The organism is Rhodococcus sp. FW305-130 (assembly GCF_058788335.1).
This window is the reverse complement of sequence record NZ_JBYTAP010000002.1, coordinates 461385-488318: the sequence shown is the minus strand read 5'-3', so window position 1 is coordinate 488318 and position 26934 is coordinate 461385. Positions and strand designations below refer to the sequence as shown.

Genomic DNA, 26934 nt, shown 5'->3' with positions numbered 1-26934 from the left:
GACGCGCCGGCCGATTACGAGCAACTCATTCTGTTTCACGCACTCGACAGTAGAGGCGCTAGTCGCGAACGGCAAACTTGGTGAGTCGACCGTCCCAGAATCTGAGATACATCGGCTGCAATGCGAAGATGTAGAGGTGTCAACTTCGCAGCAGCCCGTGCCACCGGCTCAATCATCCCACACGCCGAAACCACTTCGGCACGTCATCCGCATTTCGCAGCTCGCTTACATGGCGTGCGCGTTCCTCCTGTTCGCGGTCAGCTTCCCGATCTTCGGGTGGCCCGTCGCCTTCAGCTGGTTGCTGATCCTTCCGATCATCGCCGTCTATCTCGTCGCGCGACTGCGCACCACCGTCAGCCCTGACGGCCTCGAGGTCCGCTCGACGTTCTCCAAGCGCACCCTCGCCTGGGACGACGTCAAGGGTTTCCGCTTCCCGAAGCGCAGCTGGGCGCGCGCGGAACTCACCGACGGAACCGAGGTGACCCTGCCTGCGGTCAGCTTCGTCAGGCTTCCCGAGATCGCGATCGCCAGCGGCGGCCGCATCACTGATCCCTATGCATCGGCGGCAGAAGCCTTCGCCGCCAAGGAAGCCGAAGAGGAAGAAGCAGCTGCAGAAGCAGAAGCAGAATCCGAGGTCGCCGAGAACTCACAGGACCAGCCCGAAGAGAAGCGCCCGTAACACGCGAGTAGCGTTGGAAGGCCCTCGCTTCTATTTGAGTGGACCAGCAACGATCACATAAGGAACACGCCCATGCCCCCGTTGAGGTCACGCACCACCACCATCGGACGTAATGCTGCCGGAGCCCGATCCCTGTGGCGCGCCACAGGAATGACGGATTCCGACTTCGGAAAGCCGATCGTCGCCGTAGCGAACTCGTACACCCAGTTCGTACCCGGACACGTGCATCTCAAGAACGTAGGCGAGATCGTTGCCGAGGCCATCAGTGCGGCCGGCGGCGTCGCTCGTGAGTTCCACACCATCGCAGTCGACGACGGCATCGCAATGGGCCACGGCGGCATGCTCTACTCGCTCCCGAGCCGCGAGATCATCGCCGATTCGGTCGAGTACATGGCAAACGCCCACACGGCCGACGCACTGGTATGTATCTCCAACTGCGACAAGATCACTCCCGGCATGCTCAACGCCGCGATGCGTCTGAACATCCCGACCGTGTTCGTCTCCGGCGGTCCGATGGAAGCAGGCAAGGCAGTGGTCGTCGGCGGCGTGGCCCAAGCCCCCACCGATCTCATCACCGCGATCTCGGCCTCTGCCAACGATGCCGTGTCCGACGAAGGCCTCGACGAGGTCGAGCGCAGCGCGTGCCCGACATGCGGCTCGTGCTCGGGCATGTTCACCGCCAACTCCATGAACTGCCTGACCGAAGCCCTCGGCCTCGCATTGCCGGGCAACGGCTCCACGCTGGCAACTCACAAGGCTCGTCACGCACTCTTCTCTCGTGCGGGCACCACCGTGGTCGAGGCTGCCCTCAAGTACTACCGCGACGGCGACGAGTCGGTGCTGCCGCGCAACATCGCGACCCCGGCAGCGTTCCGCAACGCAATGGCTCTCGACGTCGCCATGGGCGGTTCCACCAACACCGTCCTGCACACGCTGGCTGCGGCGCAGGAAGGCGAGGTCGACTTCGACCTCGACACCATCGACGCGATCAGCCGCAAGGTGCCGTGCCTGTCCAAGGTCTCCCCCAACTCGGACTACCACATGGAGGACGTCCACCGCGCCGGCGGAATCCCCGCGCTGCTCGGTGAGCTTCGCCGCGGCGGACTCCTCGAAACCGATGTGTCCACCGTGCACACCAAGAGCTTCGACCAGTGGCTCGACGACTGGGACATCCGCTCCGGCAAGGCAACCGACGAGGCAATCGAGCTTTTCCACGCGGCTCCCGGCGGCGTGCGCACCATCGAACCGTTCTCCACGGACAACCGTTGGTCTGCTCTCGACACCGATGCGGCCGGCGGCTGCATCCGCGACGTCGAGAACGCCTACACCGTCGAAGGCGGCTTGGTTGTCCTGCGCGGCAACATCGCACTCGACGGCGCAATCCTCAAGACTGCCGGCATCGACGAGGAACTGTTCTCCTTCCAGGGCCCGGCGCTGGTCGTCGAATCTCAGGAAGAAGCCGTCTCGGTCATCTTGCAGAAGAAGATCAAAGCCGGCGACGTTCTCGTCGTGCGTTACGAAGGCCCCAAGGGTGGCCCAGGTATGCAGGAAATGCTGCACCCCACTGCCTTCCTCAAGGGCGCAGGCCTCGGCAAGGAATGCGCACTGATCACCGACGGTCGTTTCTCGGGCGGAACCTCCGGACTGTCCATCGGTCACATCTCCCCCGAGGCTGCCGCAGGCGGAGTCATCGGACTCGTCCAGAACGGCGATCAGGTCCGCATCGACGTCGCCTCGCGCACGCTCGAGATCCTGGTCGACGACGACGTCCTCGCCGAGCGACGCGCGAAGATGGAGGCCTCCGAGCGCCCGTGGCAGCCGGTCGATCGTCAGCGCACCGTGACGACAGCCCTACGCGCCTACGCCGCTCTGGCAACGTCCGCCGACAAGGGCGCGGTTCGCTACGTTCCGTAAGTTCTGCCACGAACGGACAAAAGATCCCCGGCCGCTTTCGGCCGGGGATCTTTTCTGTCAGCGTGCGAGATGAATCGGGATCAGATCCACGCCAGTTCCTCCGGAAAATCTTCATCCGGTGTTGTACGAGCATGCACCACAACCCAATCCGATCATCCCGTCGGTTTGGTACGCATCGTCGGCAGCACCTTCGACAACCACGCCGACACGTAGGACATGCGCATGGCGACCTGAGCCGGCGCAGCGTCCAGGGACTTCTTTCACACGAGAACGGATGAAAGGTCAGCGCCCATACGGAATTCCGCGACATCGCACATCCGGTCGAGTTCGGAAGCGTCGAGAGACGTCGGAGTACCACCACCGAACGCCACTGCGTCGTAGTGGGTTCAGTGGCCTGTCAGCCATCTTGCGCGGATACACATATACATAATTCTGGTACGGACGTACCGCAACGGTGAGACTCATCGACCACAAGACCGACCGACAGGTACCGAATAGTCGGCCGACACGCGGAGCACGAACGGAACGATATGAGCTATCAGACATTTCAGACTGAATCGCGCGTCCGGCTCGTGAGCGAATTCACTTGGACGTAGGGTTCCAGACACCAGCTGATCAATTCAGATACATGAGGGGGGATGACTTCCAGTCAGGTGATCATTTCGGTCAGTTCGAGCGAGCTGACTTGCACACGGCGCTCACCAGTGGTTCCCTCATCAGGTCGCTGAGACGCACATCACAACGACGACAGTCAGCCACCGCCCGCCACCCACAAGGTCGACGGGAAACAACCAAGGAGCAATACATGCCCGGAGTCGGCATATGGCGCACCAAATCCGTCGAGCAATCGATCGCGGACACCGACGAGCCTGAGACAAAGCTCAAGAAGGAACTGACCGCGAAGGACCTCACGGTATTCGGAGTCGCCGTCGTCATCGGCGCAGGCATCTTCACGCTGACTGCTCGAACCGCAGGCAATGTCGCAGGACCCTCGATTTCACTGGCATTCGTTCTCGCTGCGATCGCCTGTGGCCTTGCCGCGCTGTGTTACGCGGAGTTCGCCTCCACCGTTCCAGTCGCAGGCAGCGCATACACGTTCTCCTACGCGACGTTCGGTGAGTTCGCAGCCTGGATCATCGGCTGGGACCTCATCCTCGAGTTTGCTCTCGCCTCCGCCGTCGTCGGCAAGGGTTGGTCGCTGTACCTCGGCAACGTCATCGGGGCGAGCGGCAGCACCACCGCCCACATCGGGTCGATCAGCTTCGACTGGGGCGCCCTGCTCATCATCGGCGCGATCACCCTGATTCTCGCGATCGGCACCAAGGTTTCCTCGCGAGTCTCCGCGATCATTACCGCGATCAAGATCGCAGTAGTCCTGCTCGTCATCGTCGTGGGCGCGTTCTACATCAAGAAGGAGAACTACTCTCCCTTCATCCCGCCGTCCGAAGGATCCGAGAGCTCTGCAAGCGGAATCCATCAGACCTTGTTCTCCTGGCTGACCGGTGCAGGCGGAAGTAGCTACGGCGCCTACGGATTGCTCGCCGCAGCCAGCCTCGTGTTCTTTGCCTTCATCGGCTTCGATGTCGTCGCCACCACGGCCGAGGAAACCAAGAACCCGCAGAAGTCGTTGCCACGCGGAATCTTCGGCTCGCTCGCCATCGTCACCGTTCTCTACGTTGCCGTCACACTCGTCCTGACCGGCATGGTCAAGTACACCGAACTCAAGGACGGCAGTCCTCTGGTCGGCGATTCCAGCGCCACCCTCGCAACCGCATTCGAGGCCAACGGAATCGGTTGGGCACAAACCGCCATCAACTTCGGTGGCCTGGCCGGCCTCACGACAGTTGTCATGGTCATGATGCTCGGCCAGACCCGCGTCCTCTTCGCAATGTCCCGTGACGGCCTCATGCCGCGCAGCCTGGCCAAGACCAACGCCAAGGGCATCCCGATGCGCATCACGTTGATCGTCGGTGGCATCGTCGCCGTCCTGGCAGCCTTCTTCCCGATGGGCACGCTCGAAGAGATGGTCAACATCGGAACGCTGTTCGCATTCGTCCTGGTTTGTGTCGGTGTCATCGTCCTACGCCGCACCCGCCCCGACCTGCCGCGCGGATTCCGCGTCCCACTGGTGCCCTTCGTGCCGATCGTCGCCGTGCTCGCCTGCGGTTGGCTGATGCTCAACCTCTCGGTCGAGACCTGGATCCGGTTCCTCGTCTGGATGGCCATCGGTGTGCTCGTGTACTTCGCCTACGGTCACCGCAAGTCGGTCCTCGGTCGCAAGCTCAAGGACGGAACAGCCATCCCGTCCGCGAACGCCGACCCGGTACTCGTCAAGGACTGATCCTTCACAGACGAACCGCCGCTCTCCGATTCGGAGAGCGGCGGTTCGTTTGTTCGACGGCGCGAGTTTCAGATGAGCGGATTGGCACCGTTCAGGAAGATCCAAGTGCAGACGCCCGCAGCGATGCCGAGGATCAAGACCACGAGCGATCCGACGAACGGGCGGGTTGCCCAGCCACGACGACCGTCGAGCGAAATACGGCCGGGACCCGTCAAAATGATGACGCCCGCACAGATTCCGAGCAGCATCTCGTACTCGGTACCGGCCGGGGCGAAGTACTCCAGTCCAGGTGCGCTCGCCTGACGCAGCGCCCACGCATTGATCATCACGGCCAGAACCGATGCTGCCGCAACGGGAGTCAGCAACCCCAGGATCAGGAGGGCGCCACCTGCGACCTCACCGACGGCGCCGAGGATCGCCATCCACTTCGCCTGCTGGAACCCGGCATCCGCCAGCATCGTCTCGAAACCGCCCAGACCCGGCCCGTTCCAGATACCGGTCAACTTCTGCAGACCGTGCACCAGTGCTGTTCCGCCGACGGCCAAACGCAGTGCAAGCAAACCGAGGTCGAGAGTGCCTCGGCCCCGCGGAGTCTCGGTGGTCCCTGCCACGGCTTCGGCGGTGGGGACGGCGGTGATCGGAGCGTCGTACGCCGTTTCTCGCTCGAGAGCCACTGTCGGCTGATCCGCGCCCGGCGCTCGGTATGTCGGTATCTGTTCGGTCAGCGAGTTGGCGTTCGTGGAACCGAAATCGAGATCGTCGTCGGTCCGCGGCAACGGATTCTTGGCGCTCACCGTCGGAAATTGTTCGGTGGGCGAGTCATACGGACTGGACACGTTGCCCGTCGGCTTGTCCGCATCCGACAACTCGCTGGGATCTTTTCGCTCGTCAGTCACGTAGGTGAGCCTATGACCGATTCACGAACTCGACGGGGAACCTTGGTCCGGCGTGGCGGCATCTGCCGTGGGTTACGTAACGTCTTGGGCATGACTACGGGTAGGCATGCAGCGCTGGGCGCACTGGCTCTGGTGCTCGGGACATCGTTGCTCGCAGGTTGCGCGGACTTCGACGAATCGACTGCCTCGCCGTTCACACCCGAACCGACCAACCAGGCAAGCGCCGAAGTGCAGCCGGAGAACCCACCGCCGTCGACCACGCCGCCGGCGCCGCGGACCGGCCCCCTCGGTCCGTGTCAGGACGCCGACACCGCCGTGATCGCAACCTGTCTCGACACCACCGGCGGCCTCGTCACACTCCCGGACGGAAACTCCGGACTGGTGGCCGAACGGCGAACCGGCCGAATCATGCAGGTAGCCCCCAACACGACGCCGGTCGAGGTTGCCAAAATCGACGTCGACGGTAGCGGCGACGGCGGACTGCTCGACATCGCCCTCTCCCCCACATTTGTCGAAGACAACCTGATCTATGCCTACGTCACCACCGGAACCGACAACCGGGTGGTCCGCATTGCTCCCGGTGACACCGCCAAGGAGGTCCTCGGTGGAATCCCACGCGGTGCAAGCGGCAACGGCGGATCACTCGAGTTCGCGGCCCCGGACCAGCTCATGGTCCTGACAGGCGATACCGGCAACCCTGCGGTTGCTCAGGATCCCGGCTCGTTGGCGGGGAAACTGTTGCGAGTCCGATCGTTGACGCCAAACGCTGCGCCGCCTCGCCCGGAAGTTGTTCTGTCCGGAATCGGAAACGGCGGCGGCGTATGTGTCGATCCAGGCATCGCGACGTGGGTCACCGACCGAACCACTCTCGAAGATCGCCTCCAACGCGTCGGCGCCGACGGCACGGTGACATCCCCCGCGTGGACGTGGCCCGACCGACCCGGAGTCGGCGGGTGCATCGCAGCGCAGGGAGTGGTAGCTGTCGCGCTGGGGGCCGGCAAAGCGATCTCCGCATTGGCCGCTGACCCCGGAACGGGAGCGATCACCACCGCGCCGTCGGCAGTGGCGAAAGACACGTACGGCCAACTGGGCGGTTTGGCGCTCGGATCCGACGGTTTGATGTGGGCGAGCACGATCAACAAGACCGCGGGCGAGCCGGGGCCGAACGACGACAAGGTGGTCAAGATCCCGATGCCGAGTGGCAGCGGCGGGATCGACTGAGCCGCGATCGCCGAAGCGCCATGTCTGTTCGGTCACGGATCCCGTGACCGAACATGCACAGATGCGTACTCTTTTGTTAGCGGGGCTAAACACCCCGCATGTGCCAGGAGCGGTTGGCCAACCACGACAAAGGAGTCGGTATGAAGGCAATCCAGTACACGAGAATCGGCGCGGAACCCGAACTCACGGAGATTCCCAAACCCGAGCCCGGTCCAGGTGAAGTGCTCCTGGAAGTCACCGCTGCCGGCGTCTGCCACTCGGACGACTTCATCATGAGCCTGCCCGAAGAGCAGTACACCTACGGCCTTCCGCTCACGCTCGGCCACGAAGGCGCAGGCAAGGTCGCCGCCGTCGGCGAGGGTGTCGAAGGTCTCGACATCGGAACCAATGTCGTCGTCTACGGGCCTTGGGGTTGCGGCAACTGTTGGCACTGCTCACAAGGACTCGAGAACTATTGCTCTCGCGCCCAAGAACTCGGAATCAATCCTCCCGGTCTCGGTGCACCCGGCGCGTTGGCCGAGTTCATGATCGTCGATTCTCCTCGCCACCTTGTCCCGATCGGTGACCTCGACCCGGTCAAGACGGTGCCGCTGACCGACGCCGGTCTGACGCCGTATCACGCGATCAAGCGTTCTCTGCCGAAACTTCGCGGAGGCTCGTTCGCGGTTGTCATTGGTACCGGCGGTCTCGGCCACGTCGCTATTCAGCTCCTCCGTCACCTCTCGGCGGCAACGGTCATCGCTTTGGACGTGAGCGCGGACAAGCTCGAACTGGCAACCAAGGTAGGCGCTCACGAAGTGGTTCTGTCCGACAAGGACGCGGCCGAGAACGTCCGCAAGATCACTGGAAGTCAAGGCGCCGCATTGGTTCTCGACTTCGTCGGCTACCAGCCCACCATCGACACCGCGATGGCTGTCGCCGGCGTCGGATCAGACGTCACGATCGTCGGGATCGGGGACGGCCAGGCCCACGCCAAAGTCGGGTTCTTCCAAAGTCCTTACGAGGCTTCGGTGACAGTTCCGTATTGGGGTGCCCGCAACGAGTTGATCGAATTGATCGACCTCGCCCACGCCGGCATCTTCGACATCGCGGTGGAGACCTTCAGTCTCGACAACGGTGCCGAAGCGTATCGACGACTGGCTGCCGGAACGCTCAGCGGCCGTGCGGTTGTGGTCCCTGGTCTGTAGACCGACAGCGGTAGAACGACAGCGGAAAAACACTGATGCCCGGCCGAATTCGATTCGGCCGGGCATCAGTGTCAGAAATTCAGTGTGCGCTAGCTGCACGCCTCGATGACAAGTTCCTTCACACGAGCCGCGTCTGCCTGTCCTCGGGTGGCCTTCATGACGTCGCCGACGATCTTTCCGGCGGCCTGGACCTTGCCACTGCGGATCTTGTCCGCGATGTCAGGGTTGGCCGCGAGTGCTTCGTCGACGGCTGCCTTGAGCTTGGTTTCGTCACGTTCGACGACCAGCTCCGGGTGGGCCGCGACAACCTGCTCCGGGTCACCCTCGCCGCCGAGGACGTGATCGACGACCTGGCGAGCGACCTTGTTGTTGAGCTTGCCGCTGTCGATGAGAGCTACGACCTGCGCAACCTGCGCCGGGGTGATCGGCAGAGCGCCGAGTTCGACGCCGCGGGTGTTGGCCTGCTGCGACAGGTAGGACAGCCACCAGGAGCGCGCTGCCTCGGGCGAAGCACCGGCCTCGGTGGTCGCGATCACCAGATCGATGGCGCCGGCGTTGACGAGGTCACGCATGACCTCGTCGGAGATTCCCCAGTCCTTCTGGATCCGCGCGCGGCGAATCCAGGGAAGCTCCGGCAAGGTGCCGCGCAGTTCTTCGACCCACTCGGCGCTCGGAGCAACAGGCTCGAGATCCGGTTCCGGGAAGTAGCGGTAGTCCTCGGCCGTTTCCTTGCGGCGTCCGGCGGCCGTGGTGCCGTCGGCTTCCTGGAAGTGGCGGGTCTCCTGGATGACCTCGCCGCCGGCGTCGAGAACTGCTGCCTGACGGCGCATTTCGTAGCGAACTGCGACCTCGACGCTCTTGAGGGAGTTGACGTTCTTGGTCTCGGTACGCGTTCCGAGTTCCTTGGCGCCGATCGGCATCAGCGAGATGTTGGCGTCGCAGCGCATCGATCCCTGATCCATCCGCACGTCCGAGACGTCGAGTGATTTGAGCAGATCACGAAGCGCCGTCACGTAGGCGCGGGCAACCTCGGGAGCGCGCTCACCGGCACCGTGGATGGTCTTGGTGACGATCTCCACCAGCGGCACACCCGCACGGTTGTAGTCGAGCAGTGAGTGGCTCGCACCGTGGATACGGCCCGTAGCGCCACCGACGTGGAGGGACTTACCGGTGTCCTCCTCCATGTGTGCGCGCTCGATGTCGACACGCCACGTCGTCCCGTCGTCGAGGATCACGTCGAGGTATCCCTCGGTTGCGATCGGCTCGTCGTACTGGGAAATCTGGTAGTTCTTCGGCTGATCCGGGTAGAAGTAGTTCTTGCGTGCGAATCGGCCCCAAGGCGTGATGGAGCAGTTGAGCGCAAGGCCGATCCGGATCGCGGACTCGACAGCGGCTGCGTTCACCACTGGCAACGAACCGGGCATGCCCAGACAGACCGGGCACACCTGGGTATTGGGTTCGGCACCGAACTCGGTGGGGCACGGGCAGAACATCTTGGTCGCGGTGCCGAGTTCTACGTGCACCTCCATACCCATCACAGGCTCGTACTTGGTCAGTACTTCGTCGTAATCGAGGATGTCGGGCGCATCGACAGCAGTCATGGTGATCAGTTTATGCGTCTGCGGCTCAGCCGAAGAATGCGGCTGCCTCCTCGTAGCGCTCCTTGGGCACCGTCTTGAGTTTGCGGGTCGCCTCGGCGAGCGGAACGAGGTCGATGGACGTTCCGTGCAACGCGACCATCTGACCGAAGTCTCCGCGGTGAGCTGCGTCGGTGGCATGAACCCCGAAGCGAGTGGCGAGGATGCGGTCGTGCGGCGTCGGGGTGCCACCGCGCTGGATGTGTCCGAGGACGGTGGTGCGAACTTCCTTGCCGATGCGGCGCTCGATCTCGTTTCCGAGCTGCTGCGCGACGCCGGTGAAGATCTTGTGGCCGAACTCGTCGATGCCACCTTCGCGCAGGGTCATCGACGCGGGATCGGGCATCGCGCCTTCAGCGACGACGCAGATGAAGTGGGAGTCGCCGCGTTGGAAGCGCTTCTTGACCATCGCGCACACCTCGTCGACGTCGAACGGCTGTTCCGGAACCAGAGTCAGGTGTGCCCCCGACGCCAGTCCGGCTTGCAGCGCGATCCAGCCCGCGTGCCGGCCCATCACCTCGACGAGCATGACGCGCTGATGCGATTCAGCCGTGGTGTGGAGTCTGTCGATGGCGTCGGTGGCGACGGCCAAGGCGGTGTCGAACCCGAAAGTCACGTCGGTGCAGTCGATGTCGTTGTCGATCGTCTTGGGCACACCGATCACGGGTACGCCGCTCTCGGAAAGCCAACTGGCCGCGGTGAGTGTGCCTTCGCCGCCGATCGGGATCAGGACGTCGATCCCGTTGTCGTCGAGGGTCTGCTTGATCTGATCGAGGCCCGCACGGAGTTTGTCGGGGTTCACGCGAGCGGTGCCGAGGATCGTGCCGCCGCGGGTGAGGATGCGGTTGATGCGGTCATCGGAGTCGAGCGGGACCTTGCGGTCCTCGAGCAATCCTCGCCAGCCGTCCCGGAATCCGACCACGGTACTGCCGTAACGACCGGCCGACGTACGTACGACGGCGCGGATGACCGCGTTCAAGCCCGGGCAGTCGCCGCCGCCCGTGAGGATTCCGATTCGCATAGTGCAGCACCTCTCGTGACCGGATTGTGGATCTTGGTGTCCATCTTCCCCCAGTCACCGTATTGCCGCAGGATAGCGGCGTTGCCGAGCCGCAACGCCGCGCCGCACTGGGCCACTAACCCGGCGTGACGAGCCCGCTTTCGTACGCCAACACGACCGCCTGGGCGCGATCGCGCAGATCGAGCTTGGACAGCACCTTCCCGACATGGGTCTTGACGGTCTGCTCGGCGACGAACAGCCGCTCGGCAATCTCGACGTTGGACAATCCGCGGGCGATCAGTTCGAGGACCTCGCGCTCACGCGGGGTCAGCGCATCGAGCGCTGCGGGCCGTGCGCGCGGTGCGGCCCGCCGGCTGGTCACATCGGCAATCAGGCGACGCGTCACCGTCGGCGCCAGCAAGGCCTGCCCTTCGGCGACGACGCGCACCGCCCGAATCAGTTCCTCAGCCGGTGCGTCCTTGAGCATGAACCCGCTCGCTCCGACGCTCAGGGCCTCGTAGACGTAGTCGTCGATGTCGAAAGTGGTGAGCATGAGGACTCGCACCGGCGGTTCCCATCCGGCGGACAGAATCTGGCGGGCAGCGTCGAGTCCGTTCATCTCGGGCATACGAACATCCATCAACACCACATCCGGACGCAATCGCGCGACCTCGGCGACGGCGATCTTGCCGTCCGGCGCATCGCCGATCACGCTGATGTCGGGCTGGGCGGAGAGTAGGGCTCCGAACCCTTGTCGAACCATCGCCTGGTCGTCTGCGATGAATACTGTGATGGGCACTCGGACAGCCTAGGCGGGCATCGACGGCAACTCGGCCCGGACCTCGAACCCTCCGTCCTCGCGCCGGTTTGCCAACAGCATGCCGCCCACCGCCGAAGCCCGCTCACGCATTCCGCGTATTCCGTTGCCACCAGTGGTTTCCGACGCCGAGTGCTGATTGCCACCCAGTGGCGAAGGCCCGTTGTTCACGAGCGCGCTCACCGATTGCGGGCCGAACGCCACGGCGACCTCGATGGGTCCGCCTGGTGAATGCCTGGCCGCATTGGTAATCGACTCCTGAATGATCCGGTAGAGCGCAAGGCCCGTGGATTCCGAGACCGACGCTCGATCTCCGTCGACTCGCCACGACACCGGAAGTCCGGCACGGGTACTGCCGAGCAGCAGGTCGTCTAATTGATCGACGCCCGGTTGCGGGGCCGTCACCACGGAGTCACCGTCGCTGCGCAGCACTCCGAGGAGACCACGAATCTCGTTGAGCGCTGCTCGCCCTGTCTCACTTATCGATTCGAATTCGGTCCGGATCTCGGGAGTGACCGCATCGAGTCGGTACGGCGCACTCTGCGCTTGCACGACCACCATCGACATGTGGTGGGCCACGATGTCGTGCAAGTCGCGGGCGATCCGCGCCTTCTCCTCGAGGATCGTTCGCCGAGTGCGCTCGAGTTCACTGACTTCTTCCTGCTTGGCCAATTGACGACGAGAGAGAACCAACCAGCGGATCAGCAGGCAGAAGACCACCAGCGCGCTCAATCCGACAGCCCAACCGGCTCCGTCGCTTCCCGGAGCGTTGCCGAGGAAAAGCAGCACCGTGGCGATCCAGGCGACGCCGACAACCTGAATGGGCGCCCGCAGACTCACCGCGGCGAGCAACGACATCAGCACGATGATGTGGACGACCTGCCACGGGTAGTCGTAACCAGTCGTGTTGTCGAACACCAACGGGATGATCAGTGCCGACACCGCCGACACCGCCCACCCCAATGGAGCGTTGATCCGGATCAGGACAAACGGAAAGGCGGCCAACGCGGCGACGAACGGCATGATCGGCGGCGAAACATGATGCGTCAGTTGCAGTGTCGGCCAGGCAATCGAATAGAGGATCAGAGTGATCACTACGATGACGATGTTCCAGAACTGACCGCGGGCCACGAAACTGGTTGCCCGGCGCACCTTCTCCGAATGTACGACCGCCCCGTCGAGGCCGGACAGCACCGACCCGGCAGTGGTGTATGTCGGCGCGGGCACACCCGGTGCGCCTCTGTTCTTCCTTCGGACCTTGATCACCCGTCAAGCCTATGAAGGCGAACCCCGAAAGTCCTCATACTGCAGAGTGAGATCCCCCTACCTCCGAGGTATCACAGGGGAGGGAATTCTCACCCGATCGCACGTCGGAGAACCCCTCTCCAGAGCGATGACCGCCAGGATTGTCCGTTCATAGCGTGAACGGCATGCGGATCACACGAGTGAAAGACCTCTCTCGAAGCGCCGGCACCTGGGCTGCCCTGGCGCTGGCGGCAACGGCAGCGATCACCGTCACTGCCGGAGCGAGCGGAGCCGAGCCGCCGCGCACCGAGAATTCGAACGCATCCAGGGCGATCGCCACTGTGACTACCGCGGATGCCTCTGATGCTGCGACCACCATCCCGTCGGATTTCGCCGCATTTGCCGGCTACACGCCTACCGTCGTCAACGGATACCTCGCCAACCCCCACGGCGACTGCTCGTCACCGATTCCGCTTCCCGACGAATTCGACTCGGCCTGCAAAGCACACGATCTCGGGTACGACCTACTCCGCTACGCGCATTCGCACGGAACGGAACTGGGGCCGTGGGCCCGTCAGGTCCTCGACGGTCAGCTCGACGAGCGAATGCATGCGGCCTGTGAAGACCGTACGTCCTTTCTCTCACGTGGGTATTGCTTCGCGATGGCCGATGTAGCAGTCACTGCTGTGAACGGAAACTCTTGGCGCCAAGGCTATCTGACACCAGTCGCAGAATCGGGGTTCGGTTACGGCACGGCCGGAGTTCTGGCAGTTTCCGCCCTCGGCTTCACCCTGATGCGATCGCGGCACCTCGATCCGTCGAACGAGTTCTCCTTCTCCCCGAAAGCGATTGCAGCATGAGCGTTCTGAATGCGTCACGGACCCCCGTCCTCGCCCGAGTCGGGGCGCTCGCACTCCCCCGGGTGTCCACGAGCGTCGCCGTGGCAGCGACGTCCGCCATCTCGCTAGCTCCCGGACTCCTGCCGAGATCAGCCGTACTCCAAGGGGTATTCAGCGGTCTGCTCGTCGCGGTCGGGCTACTGGCGATGTGGGCGTTCTCCGCGGTAGCCCGTCGGCTCGTCCCCGACCGGGTCAAGGCCCGATTCGACGAACGTCATTGGCGCATCACCGCGTTCGGGTTGTCGACTGCCGGCACCGCAGTTGCGATGTTCGCCGCCGCCGGTTGGCAGAACTCGCTGCGAGCAGCGATGGGCGTACCGCCTGCCGGGCTGATCCACTGGGTGGAGGCGGGGTGCATTGCCTCGCTGACCGCCCTTGCACTCTGGGGCCTCGGGGTCGGACTTTCGAAGGCGCTGCGGTGGATGGGTTTCGCGCGGAGCGTGGGCGCACTGGTCATGGGAGTCCTCGGCGTGCAGTTGGTCGTCGGTCCCGCCGTCTGGAACGGCCTCGCCGATTCGTTCGACAAGTCCAACGCGTACATCGACACCGCTCTGACACAGCCACTTTCGGCCTCTGCGACAGGCAGCTCCGAATCGCTCATCTCGTGGACCTCGATGGGCGCGGAGGGACGCAAATTCATCGCTGCAGGTGAAGACTCGGTGCGCGTCTACGCCGGTGTGGATTCCGCACCCGATACCGCATCGCGTGCCGCTCTCGCCGTGAGTGAACTCGATCGCGTCGGCGGCTTCGCCCGCAACAGCGTCGTGGTGGCCGTTCCGACCGGCTCGGGCTGGATCGACACCCACGCAGTCGACGGTATCGAGCAACGGTTCGGCGGAGACGTCGCGATAGTCGGGCAGCAATACTCCGACGCACCCAGTTGGGCGACATTCCTGTTCAGCCGCGACGACGCCGAAGAATCAGCCACCGCCCTGTTCACAGCTGTCGGCAGCCACATTGCCGCGATGCCTGCCGAAGAGCGACCGGACCTGTTCCTCTACGGACAGAGCCTCGGCGCCGTCGGCGGCAGCGCCGCACTGACAGAGGCTCTGACCGAGAGCAGTGCCACCGCCCCGTGCGACGTGTTGTGGGCCGGTCCCCCGGCCGGCGCGACACGGACGGACGGCGCAACCGTCCTAGCGAACACGTCCGACCCAGTGGTGTGGTGGTCCCCCGCCCTCGCGACGCAGAAGCCGGATCTGAGCCGTGCCGTGCAAGACGGCCCGATCCCGCAGTGGATCCCGGGCGTCACGTTCTTGCAGACCACCGTCGACATGCTCGGTTCGCTCGGTGTACCCGCCGGTCACGGCCACCGCTACGGAACCGATCAGGGAACAGCTTTGGGGACTTGCTCCTGAAACTGCTGTGCGCCTTTATTAACCGCGGGGGGTTAATAAAGGCGCACAGCAAACAGGTCAGACTGCAGTTGCAATCGGGCCGCGAGCAGCTTCGTACGCGGCACCGACACGGTAGAGGCGCTCGTCAGCCATGGCGGGCGCCATGATCTGCAAGCCCACCGGCAGGTTGTCGTCCGCGGACAGACCCGATGGCACCGACATCGCGCAGTGTCCGGCCAGGTTGGTCGGCAGCGTGCACAGGTCGGAGAGGTACATGGCCAACGGATCGCCGACCTTCTCCCCCAACTTCCACGGCGTGAACGGGCTGGTCGGCGAGACCAGTACGTCTACCTTCTCGTAGGCCTTGTCGAAATCGCGTGCGATGAGGGTACGAACCTTGAGCGCCGAACCGTAGTAGGCGTCGTAGTAGCCCGAGGACAGTGCGTAAGTACCGATCATGATGCGGCGCTTGACCTCCGGGCCGAAACCGGCGGCGCGGGTTGCCGCCATGACCTGGTCGGCACTCATGTTGCCTTCGTCGACCCGCAGTCCGTAGCGCATGGCGTCGAAGCGGGCCAGGTTGGACGAGACCTCACTGGGCAGCACCAGGTAGTACGACGCGAGCGCATGCTCGAAGCTCGGGCACGAAACCTCGACAACTTCGGCGCCCAAAGCCTTGAGTTGCTCGACAGCAGCGTCGAAGGAAGCGATGACGCCGGGCTGGTAGCTGTCGGAGTGAAGTTCCTTGACCACACCGACTTTGACGCCGCGCAGGTCGCCGACTGCACCTTCACGTGCCGCAGCGACCACCGGACGCACGGGGGCGTCGATGGACGTGGAGTCACGCGGATCGTGCCCGGCGATGACCTCGTGCAGCAGAGCGGTGTCGAGCACGGTGCGACCACAGGGGCCACCCTGATCGAGCGAGGAGGCGCACGCGACGAGCCCGAAGCGCGAGACAGTTCCGTACGTCGGCTTGGTTCCGACCGTCGCGGTGACCGCAGCGGGCTGACGGATCGACCCTCCGGTGTCGGTGCCGATGGCCAACGGGGCCTGACGCGACGCGAGCGCTGCAGCGCTACCACCACCGGATCCGCCGGGGATGCGGGTGACATCCCACGGGTTACGCGTCGGACCGAATGCGGAGTTCTCCGTGGAGGAGCCCATCGCAAATTCGTCGAGGTTCGTCTTGCCGAGGATCGGGATGCCCGCAGCGCGAAGCTTGCTCGTCAGGGTCGCGTCGTACGGCGCAACCCAGCCTTCGAGAATCTTCGACGCACAGGTGGTCGGCATGTCCGTCGTTGTGAAGATGTCCTTCAACGCAATCGGAACTCCGGCGAGTGCCGAAGCGGGTTCGTTTCCGCCTGCGAGCGAGTTGTCCACTGCTGCGGCGGCTTCGAGAGCCTGTTCACCGGCAACGTGCAGGAAGGCGTGGTACTCGGTGTCGACGGCAGCGATGCGGTCGAGATGCGCCTGCGTGACCTCTACCGAGGACACCTCACGCGAGTGGATCTTGCCGGCCAGCTCAGCGGCGTCCAGCGTGGTCAGATCGGTCATTCGCCCTCTCCAAGGATCTGCGGAACCGCAAAGCGATCCTGTTCGACTGCGGGTGCTCCGGACAATGCCTGCTCGGGGGTCAACCCGGGCACGATCACGTCGGGGCGCGTCACGTTGGTGACGGCATTGGGGTTCGCCATGGGCGGGACGTCGTCGGCCGCAACCTCGGTGACCACCTTGACGTGGTTGAGAATCGAATCCAACTGACCGGCGAACTCGTCGAGTTCGGCATCGGACAGGGCGAGTCTGGACAGCCGCGCGAGGTGCGCGACCTCGTCACGGGAGATGGCAGGCACCGCGGGGCCCCTTTCGGAAGAGGACGTGAACATTGCCGGTCCAGCCTAGTTGCTCGCCGCGACAGACCTGTAAGCACGCCTGCTGTGTCCCTGTAATCACGCCTGCTGTGTCGACCGGTACGCACGCCTACTGTGTCCACCGCCACGTCGAATCCACCTCGTGTTTCGCTCGTGTGACAAGCATGTGCACCCGGTGTGACCCCGCCGCGGCGCCCACCAACGCGTGCTGAGCAAGTGCAAAGATGGGTGTGGCCCGGGTCGACGTGATCCGGGCGAGAACCGATCAGCGAAAGGCACGCACGTGTCGTACCTGCTTCGCGTCCAACTGCCCGACCGACCCGGCAGCCTCGGCGCGCTCGCCGTAGCTCTCGGATCCGTGGGCGCAGACATCCTCTCCCTCGACGTCGTGGAGCGAGGCGACGGTTTTGCCATCGACGACCTCGTGGTCGACGTCGAACCCGGAGCACTGCCCGACACCTTGATCACCGCTGCCGAGCATCTGCCCGACGTGCTGGTCGATTCGATCCGCCCCTACGCCGGGATTCTCGACACCCATCGTGAGCTCGAACTCATCGATTCCGTTGCGACAGCCCGAAACGATCGACTACAGGTCCTCGTCGACGGCGCGCCGCGTGTACTGCGAGTCGGCTGGTGCGTCGTCGCGGACATCGGCAAGCACGGTGCGTACCGCGTCGTCGGTAGCGCCGGTGCGCCGGAAACCCATGCCACCGACATTCCGTGGATGCCACTGGACAAGCCCACCGCCCTCGACGGCGAGGCCGACTGGGTTCCGGACGTCTGGCGAGAGATGAACACCAGCCTCGCTGCCGCACCGCTCGGCTCCGGCAATCGCGTCCTCATGCTCGGTCGTCCCGGAGGACCCGAATTTCGCCCTTCGGAGATAGCCCGCCTCGGCTATCTCGCCGGAATCGTCGCGACAGTGCTGGGCTGACCAGGCTGGGTAATCAGGCCAGACCGCGAACCATGACCGTCAGCTCCATACCGCGAATCGGCTCCCACGCGCGCTCCGGATCGGGGACGAACCCGTTGCGGTCGTAGATACGACGAGCATCGACCATCTCGGGCTGCGTCGAGATGACCACCGAGTGATCGCCTCGGTCGTAGGCTTCGGCGATCACTGCGCGAACCAATGCGGTTCCGGCGCCCGATCCCCGAGCCTGCGGCGAGACCGCGAGCATGCGGAACTCGAGTTCGCCCTTCTGCGCAACATCCGCGAAGGGCGTGCCGGGTTCGGCGATCGTCAAAGAACCCACGACCTCTTCGCCGAGAACGGCAACCAGCACCCGCCCCTGCTCCACCCGAGTTGCGGTGTCTCGCAGGCGCTCCGCGTACGGGGATCCGCCGGCGACAAATCCGCCACCCACGTACGACTGCACAGTCAGTTCCCCGACGGTCTCGAACTCAGCCGGTAGAACTTCACGAATCTCGATCATGGCGTCACTATCGCACCCAGCACACCAATCTCAGAAATCGGACAAAGTCACTCTGATTCGTCCAAATCGGTGGGAGCGACCGCATCCGGGCCATCTTCGAGCAACCGCCGGAAGCCGTCTTCGTCGAGCACCGGCACACCCAATTCGACTGCCTTGTCATGCTTGGAACCGGGCGCTTCACCGACGACGACAAACGCAGTCTTCTTCGAGACCGACCCAGCCGCCTTACCGCCGCGCACCAGAATCGCTTCCTTCGCCTGATCTCGCGAGTACGTCTCGAGCGAACCGGTGACGACGATCGAGAGACCCTCGAGATTGCGCGGAATCGAGTCGTCTCGCTCGTCCTCCATACGCACTCCGGCCGAAGCCCACTTGTCGACGATCTGCTGGTGCCAGTCGACGGAGAACCACTCCACGACAGCGGCGGCGATTGTGGATCCGACACCGTCGACTGCAGCCAACTCGTCGACCGACGCTTCCCGAATACGTTGCAGCGAACCGAATTCGCCGGCCAACGCCCTCGCAGCAGTGGGGCCGACGTGCCGAATCGACAGTGCCACAAGCACTCTCCACAACGGCTTGTCCTTGGCCGAATCCAGGTTGGCCAGCAAGCGTTTTCCGTTGGCAGACAGGGCTCCCGCATTGGTGCGGAAGATGGGAACCTCGATCAGTTTCTCGGCGTCGAGTGAAAAGAGATCACCCTCGTCACCGATGACCTTCGCCTCCAGCAGCCCGGTCGCGGCCTCGTAACCGAGCACCTCGATGTCGAATGCTCCGCGCCCCGAGACGTGGAACACGCGCTCGCGCAACTGCGCCGGGCAGTACTGCTGATTAGGGCATCGCACGTCGACGTCGCCCTCTTTCGCGGGTGCCAACAACGTGCCGCACTCGGGGCAATGCGTCGGCATCACGAACTCGCGCTCGGTACCGTCGCGCACGTCTGCCACGGGTCCGAGGACCTCGGGAATCACATCTCCGGCCTTACGCAACACCACGGTGTCGCCGATCAGCACACCCTTGCGTTTGACCTCGGATCCGTTGTGCAGCGTGGCCAAGGACACAGTGGAACCCGCCACCGTGACGGGTTCCATGTACGCGAACGGCGTCACGCGACCCGTACGGCCGACACTGACCCGGATGTCGAGGAGCTTGGTCGTGACCTCTTCCGGCGGGTACTTGTACGCGATCGCCCACCGCGGTGCGCGAGACGTGGTGCCCAGACGTCGATGCAACGACATCTCGTCGACCTTGACCACCAACCCGTCGATCTCGTGCTCGACGTCGTGGCGATGTTCTCCCCAGTACTTCATCTTCTCGACCACGGCGTCGGCGCCAACCACCCGCGAGGTGTGCGTGGACACCGGCAGCCCCCAGGCGGCGAGGGCCACGTAGGCGTCGTACTGCGAAGCCGGCTCGAAACCTTCCATGCGCCCGAACCCGTGGCAGATCATGCCGAGGCGACGACGCGCGGTGACGGCAGGATTCTTCTGACGCAGGGAGCCCGCCGCAGAGTTGCGCGGATTGGCGAACGGCGCCTTACCCTCCTCCACGAGGGAGGCATTGAGTGCCGCGAAGTCCTCGAGGCGGAAGAACACCTCTCCTCGCACCTCGAGCAAGGTTGGAATCGGGTATTCGTCCGTAGCGGTGAGCCGCTCCGGGATGTCGTTGATCGTCAGGGCATTGAGAGTGACCAGCTCGCCCGTACGACCGTCGCCGCGGGTTGCGGCACGCACGAGTTTGCCGTTCTCGTAGACGAGATTGAGCGCGACACCGTCGATTTTTACTTCGCACAGATAGTGCAGTTCCGGCCCGGTTTCCTGCTCTACCTTGGCGATCCATCCGCGGAGTTCGGACTCGTCGAAGACGTTGTCGAGGCTGAGCATCCGCTCGAGGTGATCGACGGACGTGAAGTCCGTCGCGAATCCGCCGCCGACGAGTTGCGTCGGAGAGTCGGGAGTTCGCAGATCCGGGTACTGCTCTTCGAGAGCATTGAGCTGCCCGAGCAATGTGTCGAATGCACCGTCCGAAATGACGGGCGCGTCACGAACGTAGTAGCGGAACTGATGCTGGCGTACCTCTTCGGCCAGCTCCGTCCACTGCTCGCGCGCCTCGTTGGGCGCTGGCTGCATTGCATCCGCGGTTTCAGTCACAGCTAGAAGATTATCGGTTCACACCGACACACCACACGACTCCACGTCAGAACGCAACACATCAGAACGCCGACGGATCGTCCACCAATGCCTTGCCGACGTCTGTGCACAACCGAAGGGCGGCTCGACTCCACTCGAGGCTCGCACCCGCAAGACCACAGCTTGGGGTTACCGCGACCTGGTTCTGCAGGAGTTCACGCGAGAAGCCGAGACGATCGATCAGGGTGACGGCCGGCATCGCGCACTCTTTCCACGTCACCGGCTTTTCCGGCGGGTCGGAAGGAACCAGACCGAGCGCCAATTCCTTGCCGGCGTCGAACAACTGGCCGATGCCGTCCAGATCACGTGAGCCGATGAGCGACATGTCGAAGCTCACGCCGAACGCCTGGCTTCGCCTCAGCAGATCCCACGGCATGTCGGCGCCGCAACTGTGGACGATTGTGGGCAGTCCGCAACCGCTGATCGTCGAGTCGAGAACGGCGAGCGCCTCGGGTTCCGGGAGAGCCGGAACGCTCTCCATCTTGGTGCGCCCGGGTAGTGAACCGGCCAGCACTGCCGCGATCTGCGGCTCGTCCAATTGGATCACCACTCGGGCACCGGTACGACGAGTGACGTCGGCGGCGTGGCGCGCGAGCCCCTCACCAAGTGATTCGGCGATGTCCCGGAGTGCCCCACGGTCGACGAGAACTCGCGAACCGTTTGCAACCTCGATCTCGGCGCCGAGTGTCAGCGGGCCGGCAGCTTGGAGCTTGACGACGTGGTCTCCGCCGACCAGACGGGCCGATTCCCAGGCTTCCTCGAGTGCGTCGAGATCCTGATTCAGGAAGTCCTCGGCTCGCTTCGCGACGTTGCCCCGCCGAGGCACGACACGATAGGCGCGGGTCGAGGCGTCGAGGTTGATGTCGACCAGAATGGCGCCTGCTCGGCCGACCATGTCAGCGCCGAGACCGCGGCTCGGCAACTCCACCAGGTGTGGGAAACCGCCCAGTTCGCCAAGGATGGTTGCGGCGCTTTCGCGGGCGTCCGTGCCCGGCCAGGATCCGATTCCGGTGACGAGGCCACCGATGGAAACCTGCTGTGTCACAGTGTGTTCGGCTCGGATTCGGTGCCGGAGATGGTGCCACTGCCGAGAACCTGGTCGCCCAGTTCGCTGTCGGGGCGATACAGCACGACGGCCTGGCCCTTCGCGACGCCGGTCAGTGGTTCGCGCAACGAAATGGAGATGCCGCCGCCCGAAGTACCGTCGTCGACGGCCTCCGCGACGGCCTGCGCCAGTCCGCCGTGCGCACGAACCTGCACCATGCACTCGACGGGGCCTTCCGGCGCCTGGCCCGAGGTCCAGATCGCGCGCTGGGCCGAGATGGCCCAGACGTCGAGATTCTTGGCCGAACCGACTCGCACCGTTCCGGTTTCGGGCTCGATCGCGGTCACGTACCGCGGACGGCCGTCACCTGCGGGACCTTCGACGCCGAGGCCCTTGCGCTGTCCGATCGTGAAGCCGTGTACGCCGTCGTGTGCAGCGAGGACCTCACCCGAATCGGCGTCGACGACGCTTCCCGGACGAACGCCGATGCGCGCACCCAGGAATGCTCGGGTATCGCCGGTCGGGATGAAGCAGATGTCATGGCTGTCAGGCTTGTTCGCCACAGCCAGACCGCGCTCGGCGGCTTCCTCGCGGATCTGTTCTTTCGGTGTGTCACCGATCGGGAACATCGCGCGCGAAAGCTGATCGGCCGTCAGCACACCGAGGACATACGACTGGTCCTTGTCCGCGTCGACCGCCCGGCGTAGGACGCCGTCTTCGAGGCGCGCGTAGTGACCGGTCGCCACGGCATCGAAGCCGAGAGCGACCGCACGGTCGGCCAGTGCGGTGAACTTGATCTTCTCGTTGCACCGCAGGCACGGATTGGGGGTCTCACCCGCTGCGTACGACGCCACGAAGTCGTCGATCACGTCTTCCTTGAAGCGATCGGCGAAATCCCAGACGTAGAAGGGTATTCCGAGGACGTCGGCAGCGCGCCTGGCGTCGCCGGCATCTTCCTTCGAGCAGCATCCACGCGAACCCGTCCGCAATGCACCCGGCGCCGTGGACAGCGCAAGATGAACGCCGACGACGTCATGTCCGGCGGCAACAGCGCGGGCGGCGGCGACAGCGGAGTCGACACCTCCGCTCATGGCTGCGAGTACTCGCATCAGCGATCCCCTCCACGCGAACCGGCACCGGCAAGACCGGCGGCCCGAGCGCGCTCTACTACTTGTGGAAGCGCAGCGATCAGCGCGTCCACATCGGTGACACTCGACGTATGTCCGAGCGAAAATCTCAGTGAGCCACGCGCGACGGGCGATTCGACGCCCATCGCGATCAAGACATGGCTGGCTCTGGCCACACCGGCGGTGCAGGCCGAACCGGTGGAACATTCGATACCGGCGGCGTCGAGCAGCATCAGCAACGAATCGCCCTCGCAGCCGGGGAAGGTGAAGTGCGCGTTACCGGGAAGCCGATCGGATCCGGTCGGGCCGTTGAGCACCGACTCGGGAAGAATCTCCAGGACTCCGTCGATCAAACGGTCACGCAACTGCGCCAATTCCCTTGTGCTGGAATCGAAGTTCTCGACGTTTGCGCGCAGCGCCGCAGCCATCCCGACAACGCCCGCAGTATCCGGAGTGCCCGAACGCAGATCACGTTCGTGTCCGCCGCCGTGAAGGAGCGGCACACACGGAACCTGGCGTCCGAGCAGCAGTGCGCCGACGCCGTGCGGACCACCGAACTTGTGCGCCGCGATGCTCAGCGCGGACAACTTGCTCGCCGCGAAATCGACCGGCAATTGCGCAACGGCCTGAACCGCGTCGCTGTGCATCGGAATCTCGAACTCAGCCGAAATCTCCGCCAACTCCACGATCGGCATGATGGAGCCGACCTCGTTGTTGGCCCACATCACCGTAACGAGTGCTACCTCGTCGGCGTGGACGGAAAGCTCGTCGCGCAAGGTCTGCGGGTCAACGACACCGTTCTCGTCGACCGGCAACCACGTCACGCGCGCGCCCTCGTGCTGCTCGAGCCACTCGACGGCGTCGAGCACCGCATGATGCTCGACGGAGCTGGCCAGGATGCGAGTGCGTCGCGGATCGGCGTCACGGCGAGCCCAGTAGATGCCCTTGACCGCGAGATTGTCGCTCTCGGTTCCGCCGGAGGTGAAGATGACCTCCGAAGGCCGCGCACCCAGGCTGGCAGCGATCGATTCCCGCGACTCCTCGACGCGGCGCCGGGCCGCACGGCCGGAACCGTGAAGCGAGGACGCGTTGCCCACGGTTTTGAAGGTATCGGTCATCGCCTCGATAGCGGCTGCCGACATCGGAGTCGTGGCGGCATGATCGAGGTACACCGGAAATCCGGCGTGGGCACTGGGTGCAGGCAGAGTCATGGCTTGACAAGGATAGCCCAGCACGAGAGTTCGCCCAGCCTCGCTCAGCAGGCTAAGCGGTCATTGCCGGGGAGGTATCGATTTGTCCCACGGCTTGTGTCACGAGTTCCGGTGCGGGGTCGAAGATGTCGTGAGCTGCCAAATCGATGGTTTCGACGCCACGTACGGCTCTCTCGCATCGCTGCGCGAGGTCGACTCGACACTCCCCTGCCTCCTCGAGGGGAGCCAGCCTGACCTTCACCTCGACGTTCTTCTGACGCAGGATCCGACGCATGGACTGACCGATAGTTTCGGTGCCGACAAAGCACGGTCCGGTGCACAGGGAACCGTCGGCGTTCTCGTAGCGGATCGCCATCGGCTGAACCGGGCATTCGGCGTCGACGGCAGCTTGGAACATTGCCGGGCGAAAACCTCCGTACGCCCGCCCGCACCAGGTCGTTCCCTCGGGAAACACCATTACGCGGACACCACGCTGAAGTCGTTCGCGAACGACGTCGACGGTTCCGGGAAGTTCACGCAGTCGGGCGCGATCGATGGGCACTACGCGCATCCGGCGCGCGAGACCACCGAGCACTGCCCAGTCGAGCAGGTCGGCACGGGCGACGAAGTTGGCCGGGGCAACGGCACTCGCGACGAGGACGTCGGTCCACGACACGTGACCGGCGACAACCATCACGCCCGCCGGTTCGGCGCGCCCCAACCGCTGATCGTCGACCGTGAGCTTCATTCCCAGACAACGCAGCAACGCGCGCGAGTATCCGCGTTGCATCTCCGTACGCCAGGTGCGCGGGAGCAGCCAGCCGGCGGAGAGCACCGGCGCAGTCACCAGTGCGGCGCCGACCATGACCCCGCGGGCCATCACGGTGATACTCGACACACCGGGTGCGTCCGTAGGTAGGCACCCGTCGCCGCAGGGGCTCGTCGGCACCCAGTACGGCACCGTCGCGGTCATCAGCCGATCCCCGATTCGTGTGCGGCGGCCGCCGATCGCAGCCGTTCCAGATAGCGCTTGTTGGCGGAGTGAAGGCCTTGCAGCGCAACAAAATCGGCTACACCGAACTCGGGATCGTGAGCAGGTTCCCCGCAGATCATCGCGCCCATCCGCAAGTAGCCACGTAGCAACGGCGGCATCGTCACGCGTTCCGGTGCGGCAATCTCGTCGAGCGTCAGACCGCCGAGGACCACCGGGTTTCGTGGCGTCACCCGCCGCGACCCCGGACTGGCGTGTTTGTTCATCACGAAGTCACGGACGCCGCGGACATCGGCGCCGGCAATTGAATCGGGGCTCGGCAAGATGGGCACGGAGACGCAGCCCATCACCCACTCGTATCCGGTCAGTTCGAGATAGTGCAGAATGCCCGACCACATCAGGCTGAGGACGGATCCGGTGCGGTGCGCGGGATCGACGCACGCGCGACCCATTTCGACGATCCTGTTCGACACCGGATCGAGCGCGGAGATGTCGAATTCGGTTGCGGTGTAATACCCACCCGCCGCCGCAGCGGAATCCGGCGGCAACATTCGGTAGCAGCCGACGTACTCCTCGGTGATGTTGTCACGAACGAGTAGATGATCACAGAATTCGTCGAAGCCGTCGGCGTCGAGTTCGAAGACCCCGGCCGAGGCCGGGAGGGAGAAGCCTGGCTCGGAGGCGAACACTCGGTATCGAAGGCGCTGCGCTGCGACACGATGCTCGCGGTCGGAGGAGACGATCAGGGAATATCTCGGCTGGGCGACCTCACGGCCGAGATTGTCACTCGCGGAGCGAAGGACTGACGTAATTGTCATGCGCAAGGTTTATCGAGCGCGAACGGCGTCTCGGTATCGACGAAGTGACATGCCGATGCAGGCCGGGTGAATAAAGCACTGTGCGCCTTTATCAACCGCGGGGGGTTGATAAAGGCGCACAGCAGTTTGTGCTTTTTAGCCCTTGTGGGACTTCACAGCTTCGGTGAGCTGCGGTGCGACGTTGAACAGGTCGCCCACGATGCCGAAGTCGGCGATCTCGAAGATGGGTGCCTCTTCGTCCTTGTTGACCGCGACGATGGTCTTGGACGTCTGCATGCCGGCGCGGTGCTGGATGGCACCGGAAATGCCGAGCGCGATGTACAGCTGCGGGGAGACCGTCTTACCGGTCTGACCGACCTGGAACTGTCCGGGGTAGTAACCCGAGTCCACAGCGGCACGCGAAGCACCGACTGCAGCACCGAGGGAATCGGCCAGCTCTTCGACGACGGAGAACTTGTCCGCGCTGCCGACGCCACGTCCACCGGAGACGACAACCGACGCCTCGGTGAGCTCGGGGCGGTCGCCGCCGACAATGGGCTCACGCGAGGTGACCTTGACGGCACTCTCGTCCTGAGCCGGAACCTCGACGGTGATCTGCTCGCCTGCGCCGGCCTGCGGAGCAGCCTCGACTGCACCCGGACGAACCGAGTAGACGGGAACGTCGCCGTTGGCCTTGGCTTCGACGGTGAACGCGCCACCGAAGATGGAGTGGACGCCGGTGCCGTCAGCCTTGATCTCGATGACGTCGGTCAGCAGTCCGGAGCCCAGACGTGCGGCCAGACGACCGGCAACCTCTTTGCCCTCGGTGCCGGCTGCGGTGATGACTGCTGCCGGGCTGGTGGACTCGACCAGAGCGGCGAGAACGTCGACCTTGGGGGTGACGAGGTAGCCGTCGATGTCGTCGGACTCGGCGACGTAGATCTTCTCGGCTCCGGCTGCTGCCAGAGCTTCGGCGAGCTTTGCTGCGGTGCCCGCGGGGCCGGCGACAACTGCCGACGGCTCACCGAGTGCGCGTGCAGCGGTGATGAGTTCGGTGCTGACCTTCTTCAGCGCACCCTCTGCGTGCTCTACGAGCACAAGTACTTCTGCCATGA

General features: G+C 64.3%; 23 protein-coding genes. 8 read left to right on the top strand and 15 right to left on the bottom strand.

Features of this window, described 5'->3' with window-relative positions; all coding sequences use genetic code 11:
- Positions 1–157: 157 nt before the first annotated feature.
- The 3 genes from AC3WQS_RS08420 (at position 158) to AC3WQS_RS08410 (ending at position 4934) form a co-directional block, all read left to right on the top strand.
- Entirely contained in the window at positions 158–679 is a 522-nt protein-coding gene (locus AC3WQS_RS08420; RefSeq protein ID WP_021333074.1) for a PH domain-containing protein, read from the top strand.
- A gap of 72 nt (positions 680–751) precedes the next feature.
- Positions 752–2593 carry a dihydroxy-acid dehydratase gene (ilvD, locus tag AC3WQS_RS08415; RefSeq protein WP_019747927.1) on the top strand — a complete coding sequence of 614 codons (1842 nt, stop codon included), beginning with the start codon at positions 752–754 and terminating at the stop codon, positions 2591–2593.
- 805 nt (positions 2594–3398) lie between these two features.
- A complete protein-coding gene (locus AC3WQS_RS08410) occupies positions 3399–4934 on the top strand; it encodes an amino acid permease (RefSeq protein ID WP_019747924.1) in 1536 nt (511 codons plus the stop codon).
- A 68-nt stretch (positions 4935–5002) separates the two neighbouring features.
- Here the strand turns inward: AC3WQS_RS08410 and AC3WQS_RS08405 are convergent, their stop codons facing one another.
- Positions 5003–5830, bottom strand: coding sequence for a DoxX family protein (locus tag AC3WQS_RS08405; RefSeq protein WP_019747923.1), 828 nt, complete (start codon positions 5828–5830; stop codon positions 5003–5005).
- Positions 5831–5920: 90 nt separating this feature from the next.
- On the opposite strand from AC3WQS_RS08405, the gene AC3WQS_RS08400 reads away from it, so the two are divergent.
- Together AC3WQS_RS08400 and AC3WQS_RS08395 are read left to right on the top strand one after the other, a co-directional pair.
- The gene (locus AC3WQS_RS08400; RefSeq protein ID WP_141487424.1) at positions 5921–7051 is read left to right on the top strand and encodes a PQQ-dependent sugar dehydrogenase; all 1131 of its coding nucleotides are present in this window, start codon (positions 5921–5923) and stop codon (positions 7049–7051) included.
- 140 nt (positions 7052–7191) lie between these two features.
- Positions 7192–8238: an NAD(P)-dependent alcohol dehydrogenase gene (locus AC3WQS_RS08395; RefSeq protein ID WP_019747921.1), complete on the top strand. Its 1047-nt coding sequence runs from the start codon at positions 7192–7194 to the stop codon at positions 8236–8238.
- Positions 8239–8327: 89 nt separating this feature from the next.
- Here AC3WQS_RS08395 and gatB read toward each other — a convergent pair whose 3' ends face one another.
- The 4 genes from gatB to AC3WQS_RS08375 all read right to left on the bottom strand — a co-directional run bounded on the left by gatB (position 8328) and on the right by AC3WQS_RS08375 (position 12958).
- Positions 8328–9839: an Asp-tRNA(Asn)/Glu-tRNA(Gln) amidotransferase subunit GatB gene (gatB, locus tag AC3WQS_RS08390; protein WP_492712711.1), complete on the bottom strand. Its 1512-nt coding sequence runs from the start codon at positions 9837–9839 to the stop codon at positions 8328–8330.
- Between the two features lie 25 nt (positions 9840–9864).
- A complete protein-coding gene (locus AC3WQS_RS08385) occupies positions 9865–10896 on the bottom strand; it encodes an ATP-dependent 6-phosphofructokinase (protein ID WP_019747919.1) in 1032 nt (343 codons plus the stop codon).
- A 115-nt stretch (positions 10897–11011) separates the two neighbouring features.
- The gene (locus AC3WQS_RS08380) at positions 11012–11674 is read right to left on the bottom strand and encodes a response regulator (protein WP_007729374.1); all 663 of its coding nucleotides are present in this window, start codon (positions 11672–11674) and stop codon (positions 11012–11014) included.
- A 9-nt stretch (positions 11675–11683) separates the two neighbouring features.
- Positions 11684–12958, bottom strand: coding sequence for a sensor histidine kinase (locus AC3WQS_RS08375; RefSeq protein WP_060938659.1), 1275 nt, complete (start codon positions 12956–12958; stop codon positions 11684–11686).
- A 164-nt stretch (positions 12959–13122) separates the two neighbouring features.
- Between AC3WQS_RS08375 and AC3WQS_RS08370 the strand changes: the two genes are divergently transcribed.
- Together AC3WQS_RS08370 and AC3WQS_RS08365 are read left to right on the top strand one after the other, a co-directional pair.
- Positions 13123–13797 carry a hypothetical protein gene (locus AC3WQS_RS08370; protein ID WP_492712710.1) on the top strand — a complete coding sequence of 225 codons (675 nt, stop codon included), beginning with the start codon at positions 13123–13125 and terminating at the stop codon, positions 13795–13797.
- Positions 13794–15194, top strand: coding sequence for an alpha/beta-hydrolase family protein (locus tag AC3WQS_RS08365; protein ID WP_492712709.1), 1401 nt, complete (start codon positions 13794–13796; stop codon positions 15192–15194). Before AC3WQS_RS08370 ends, AC3WQS_RS08365 begins: the two co-directional genes overlap by 4 nt.
- 57 nt (positions 15195–15251) lie before the next feature.
- Here the strand turns inward: AC3WQS_RS08365 and gatA are convergent, their stop codons facing one another.
- Entirely contained in the window at positions 15252–16730 is a 1479-nt protein-coding gene (gatA, locus tag AC3WQS_RS08360) for an Asp-tRNA(Asn)/Glu-tRNA(Gln) amidotransferase subunit GatA (protein ID WP_019747914.1), read from the bottom strand.
- Positions 16727–17026 (bottom strand): Asp-tRNA(Asn)/Glu-tRNA(Gln) amidotransferase subunit GatC, encoded by a 300-nt coding sequence (gene gatC, locus AC3WQS_RS08355; protein WP_003944747.1) that lies wholly within the window; start codon positions 17024–17026, stop codon positions 16727–16729. Before gatC ends, gatA begins: the two co-directional genes overlap by 4 nt.
- Before the next feature lie 301 nt (positions 17027–17327).
- Here gatC and AC3WQS_RS08350 point away from each other — a divergent pair, with 301 nt between their 5' ends.
- On the top strand, positions 17328–17978 hold the full coding sequence (locus tag AC3WQS_RS08350) for an ACT domain-containing protein (protein ID WP_020969299.1): 651 nt from the start codon (positions 17328–17330) through the stop codon (positions 17976–17978).
- 13 nt (positions 17979–17991) lie between these two features.
- Here AC3WQS_RS08350 and AC3WQS_RS08345 read toward each other — a convergent pair whose 3' ends face one another.
- The 8 genes from AC3WQS_RS08345 to AC3WQS_RS08310 form a co-directional block, all read right to left on the bottom strand.
- Entirely contained in the window at positions 17992–18480 is a 489-nt protein-coding gene (locus AC3WQS_RS08345) for a GNAT family N-acetyltransferase (RefSeq protein ID WP_019747912.1), read from the bottom strand.
- A gap of 47 nt (positions 18481–18527) precedes the next feature.
- On the bottom strand, positions 18528–20609 hold the full coding sequence (ligA, locus tag AC3WQS_RS08340; RefSeq protein ID WP_249346452.1) for an NAD-dependent DNA ligase LigA: 2082 nt from the start codon (positions 20607–20609) through the stop codon (positions 18528–18530).
- Positions 20610–20691: 82 nt separating this feature from the next.
- On the bottom strand, positions 20692–21714 hold the full coding sequence (locus AC3WQS_RS08335) for a methionine synthase (RefSeq protein ID WP_492712708.1): 1023 nt from the start codon (positions 21712–21714) through the stop codon (positions 20692–20694).
- Positions 21711–22823 (bottom strand): tRNA 2-thiouridine(34) synthase MnmA, encoded by a 1113-nt coding sequence (gene mnmA, locus AC3WQS_RS08330; protein WP_003944736.1) that lies wholly within the window; start codon positions 22821–22823, stop codon positions 21711–21713. Before mnmA ends, AC3WQS_RS08335 begins: the two co-directional genes overlap by 4 nt.
- Positions 22823–24052: a cysteine desulfurase family protein gene (locus AC3WQS_RS08325; protein WP_020907247.1), complete on the bottom strand. Its 1230-nt coding sequence runs from the start codon at positions 24050–24052 to the stop codon at positions 22823–22825. Before AC3WQS_RS08325 ends, mnmA begins: the two co-directional genes overlap by 1 nt.
- Before the next feature lie 52 nt (positions 24053–24104).
- Positions 24105–25004, bottom strand: a complete 900-nt coding sequence (locus AC3WQS_RS08320) for a lysophospholipid acyltransferase family protein (protein ID WP_445387834.1) — start codon at positions 25002–25004, stop codon at positions 24105–24107.
- The gene (locus AC3WQS_RS08315; RefSeq protein ID WP_029255099.1) at positions 25004–25840 is read right to left on the bottom strand and encodes a GNAT family N-acetyltransferase; all 837 of its coding nucleotides are present in this window, start codon (positions 25838–25840) and stop codon (positions 25004–25006) included. Before AC3WQS_RS08315 ends, AC3WQS_RS08320 begins: the two co-directional genes overlap by 1 nt.
- 135 nt (positions 25841–25975) lie before the next feature.
- Positions 25976–26932 carry an electron transfer flavoprotein subunit alpha/FixB family protein gene (locus AC3WQS_RS08310; protein WP_046378376.1) on the bottom strand — a complete coding sequence of 319 codons (957 nt, stop codon included), beginning with the start codon at positions 26930–26932 and terminating at the stop codon, positions 25976–25978.
- Positions 26933–26934 lie beyond the last annotated feature (2 nt).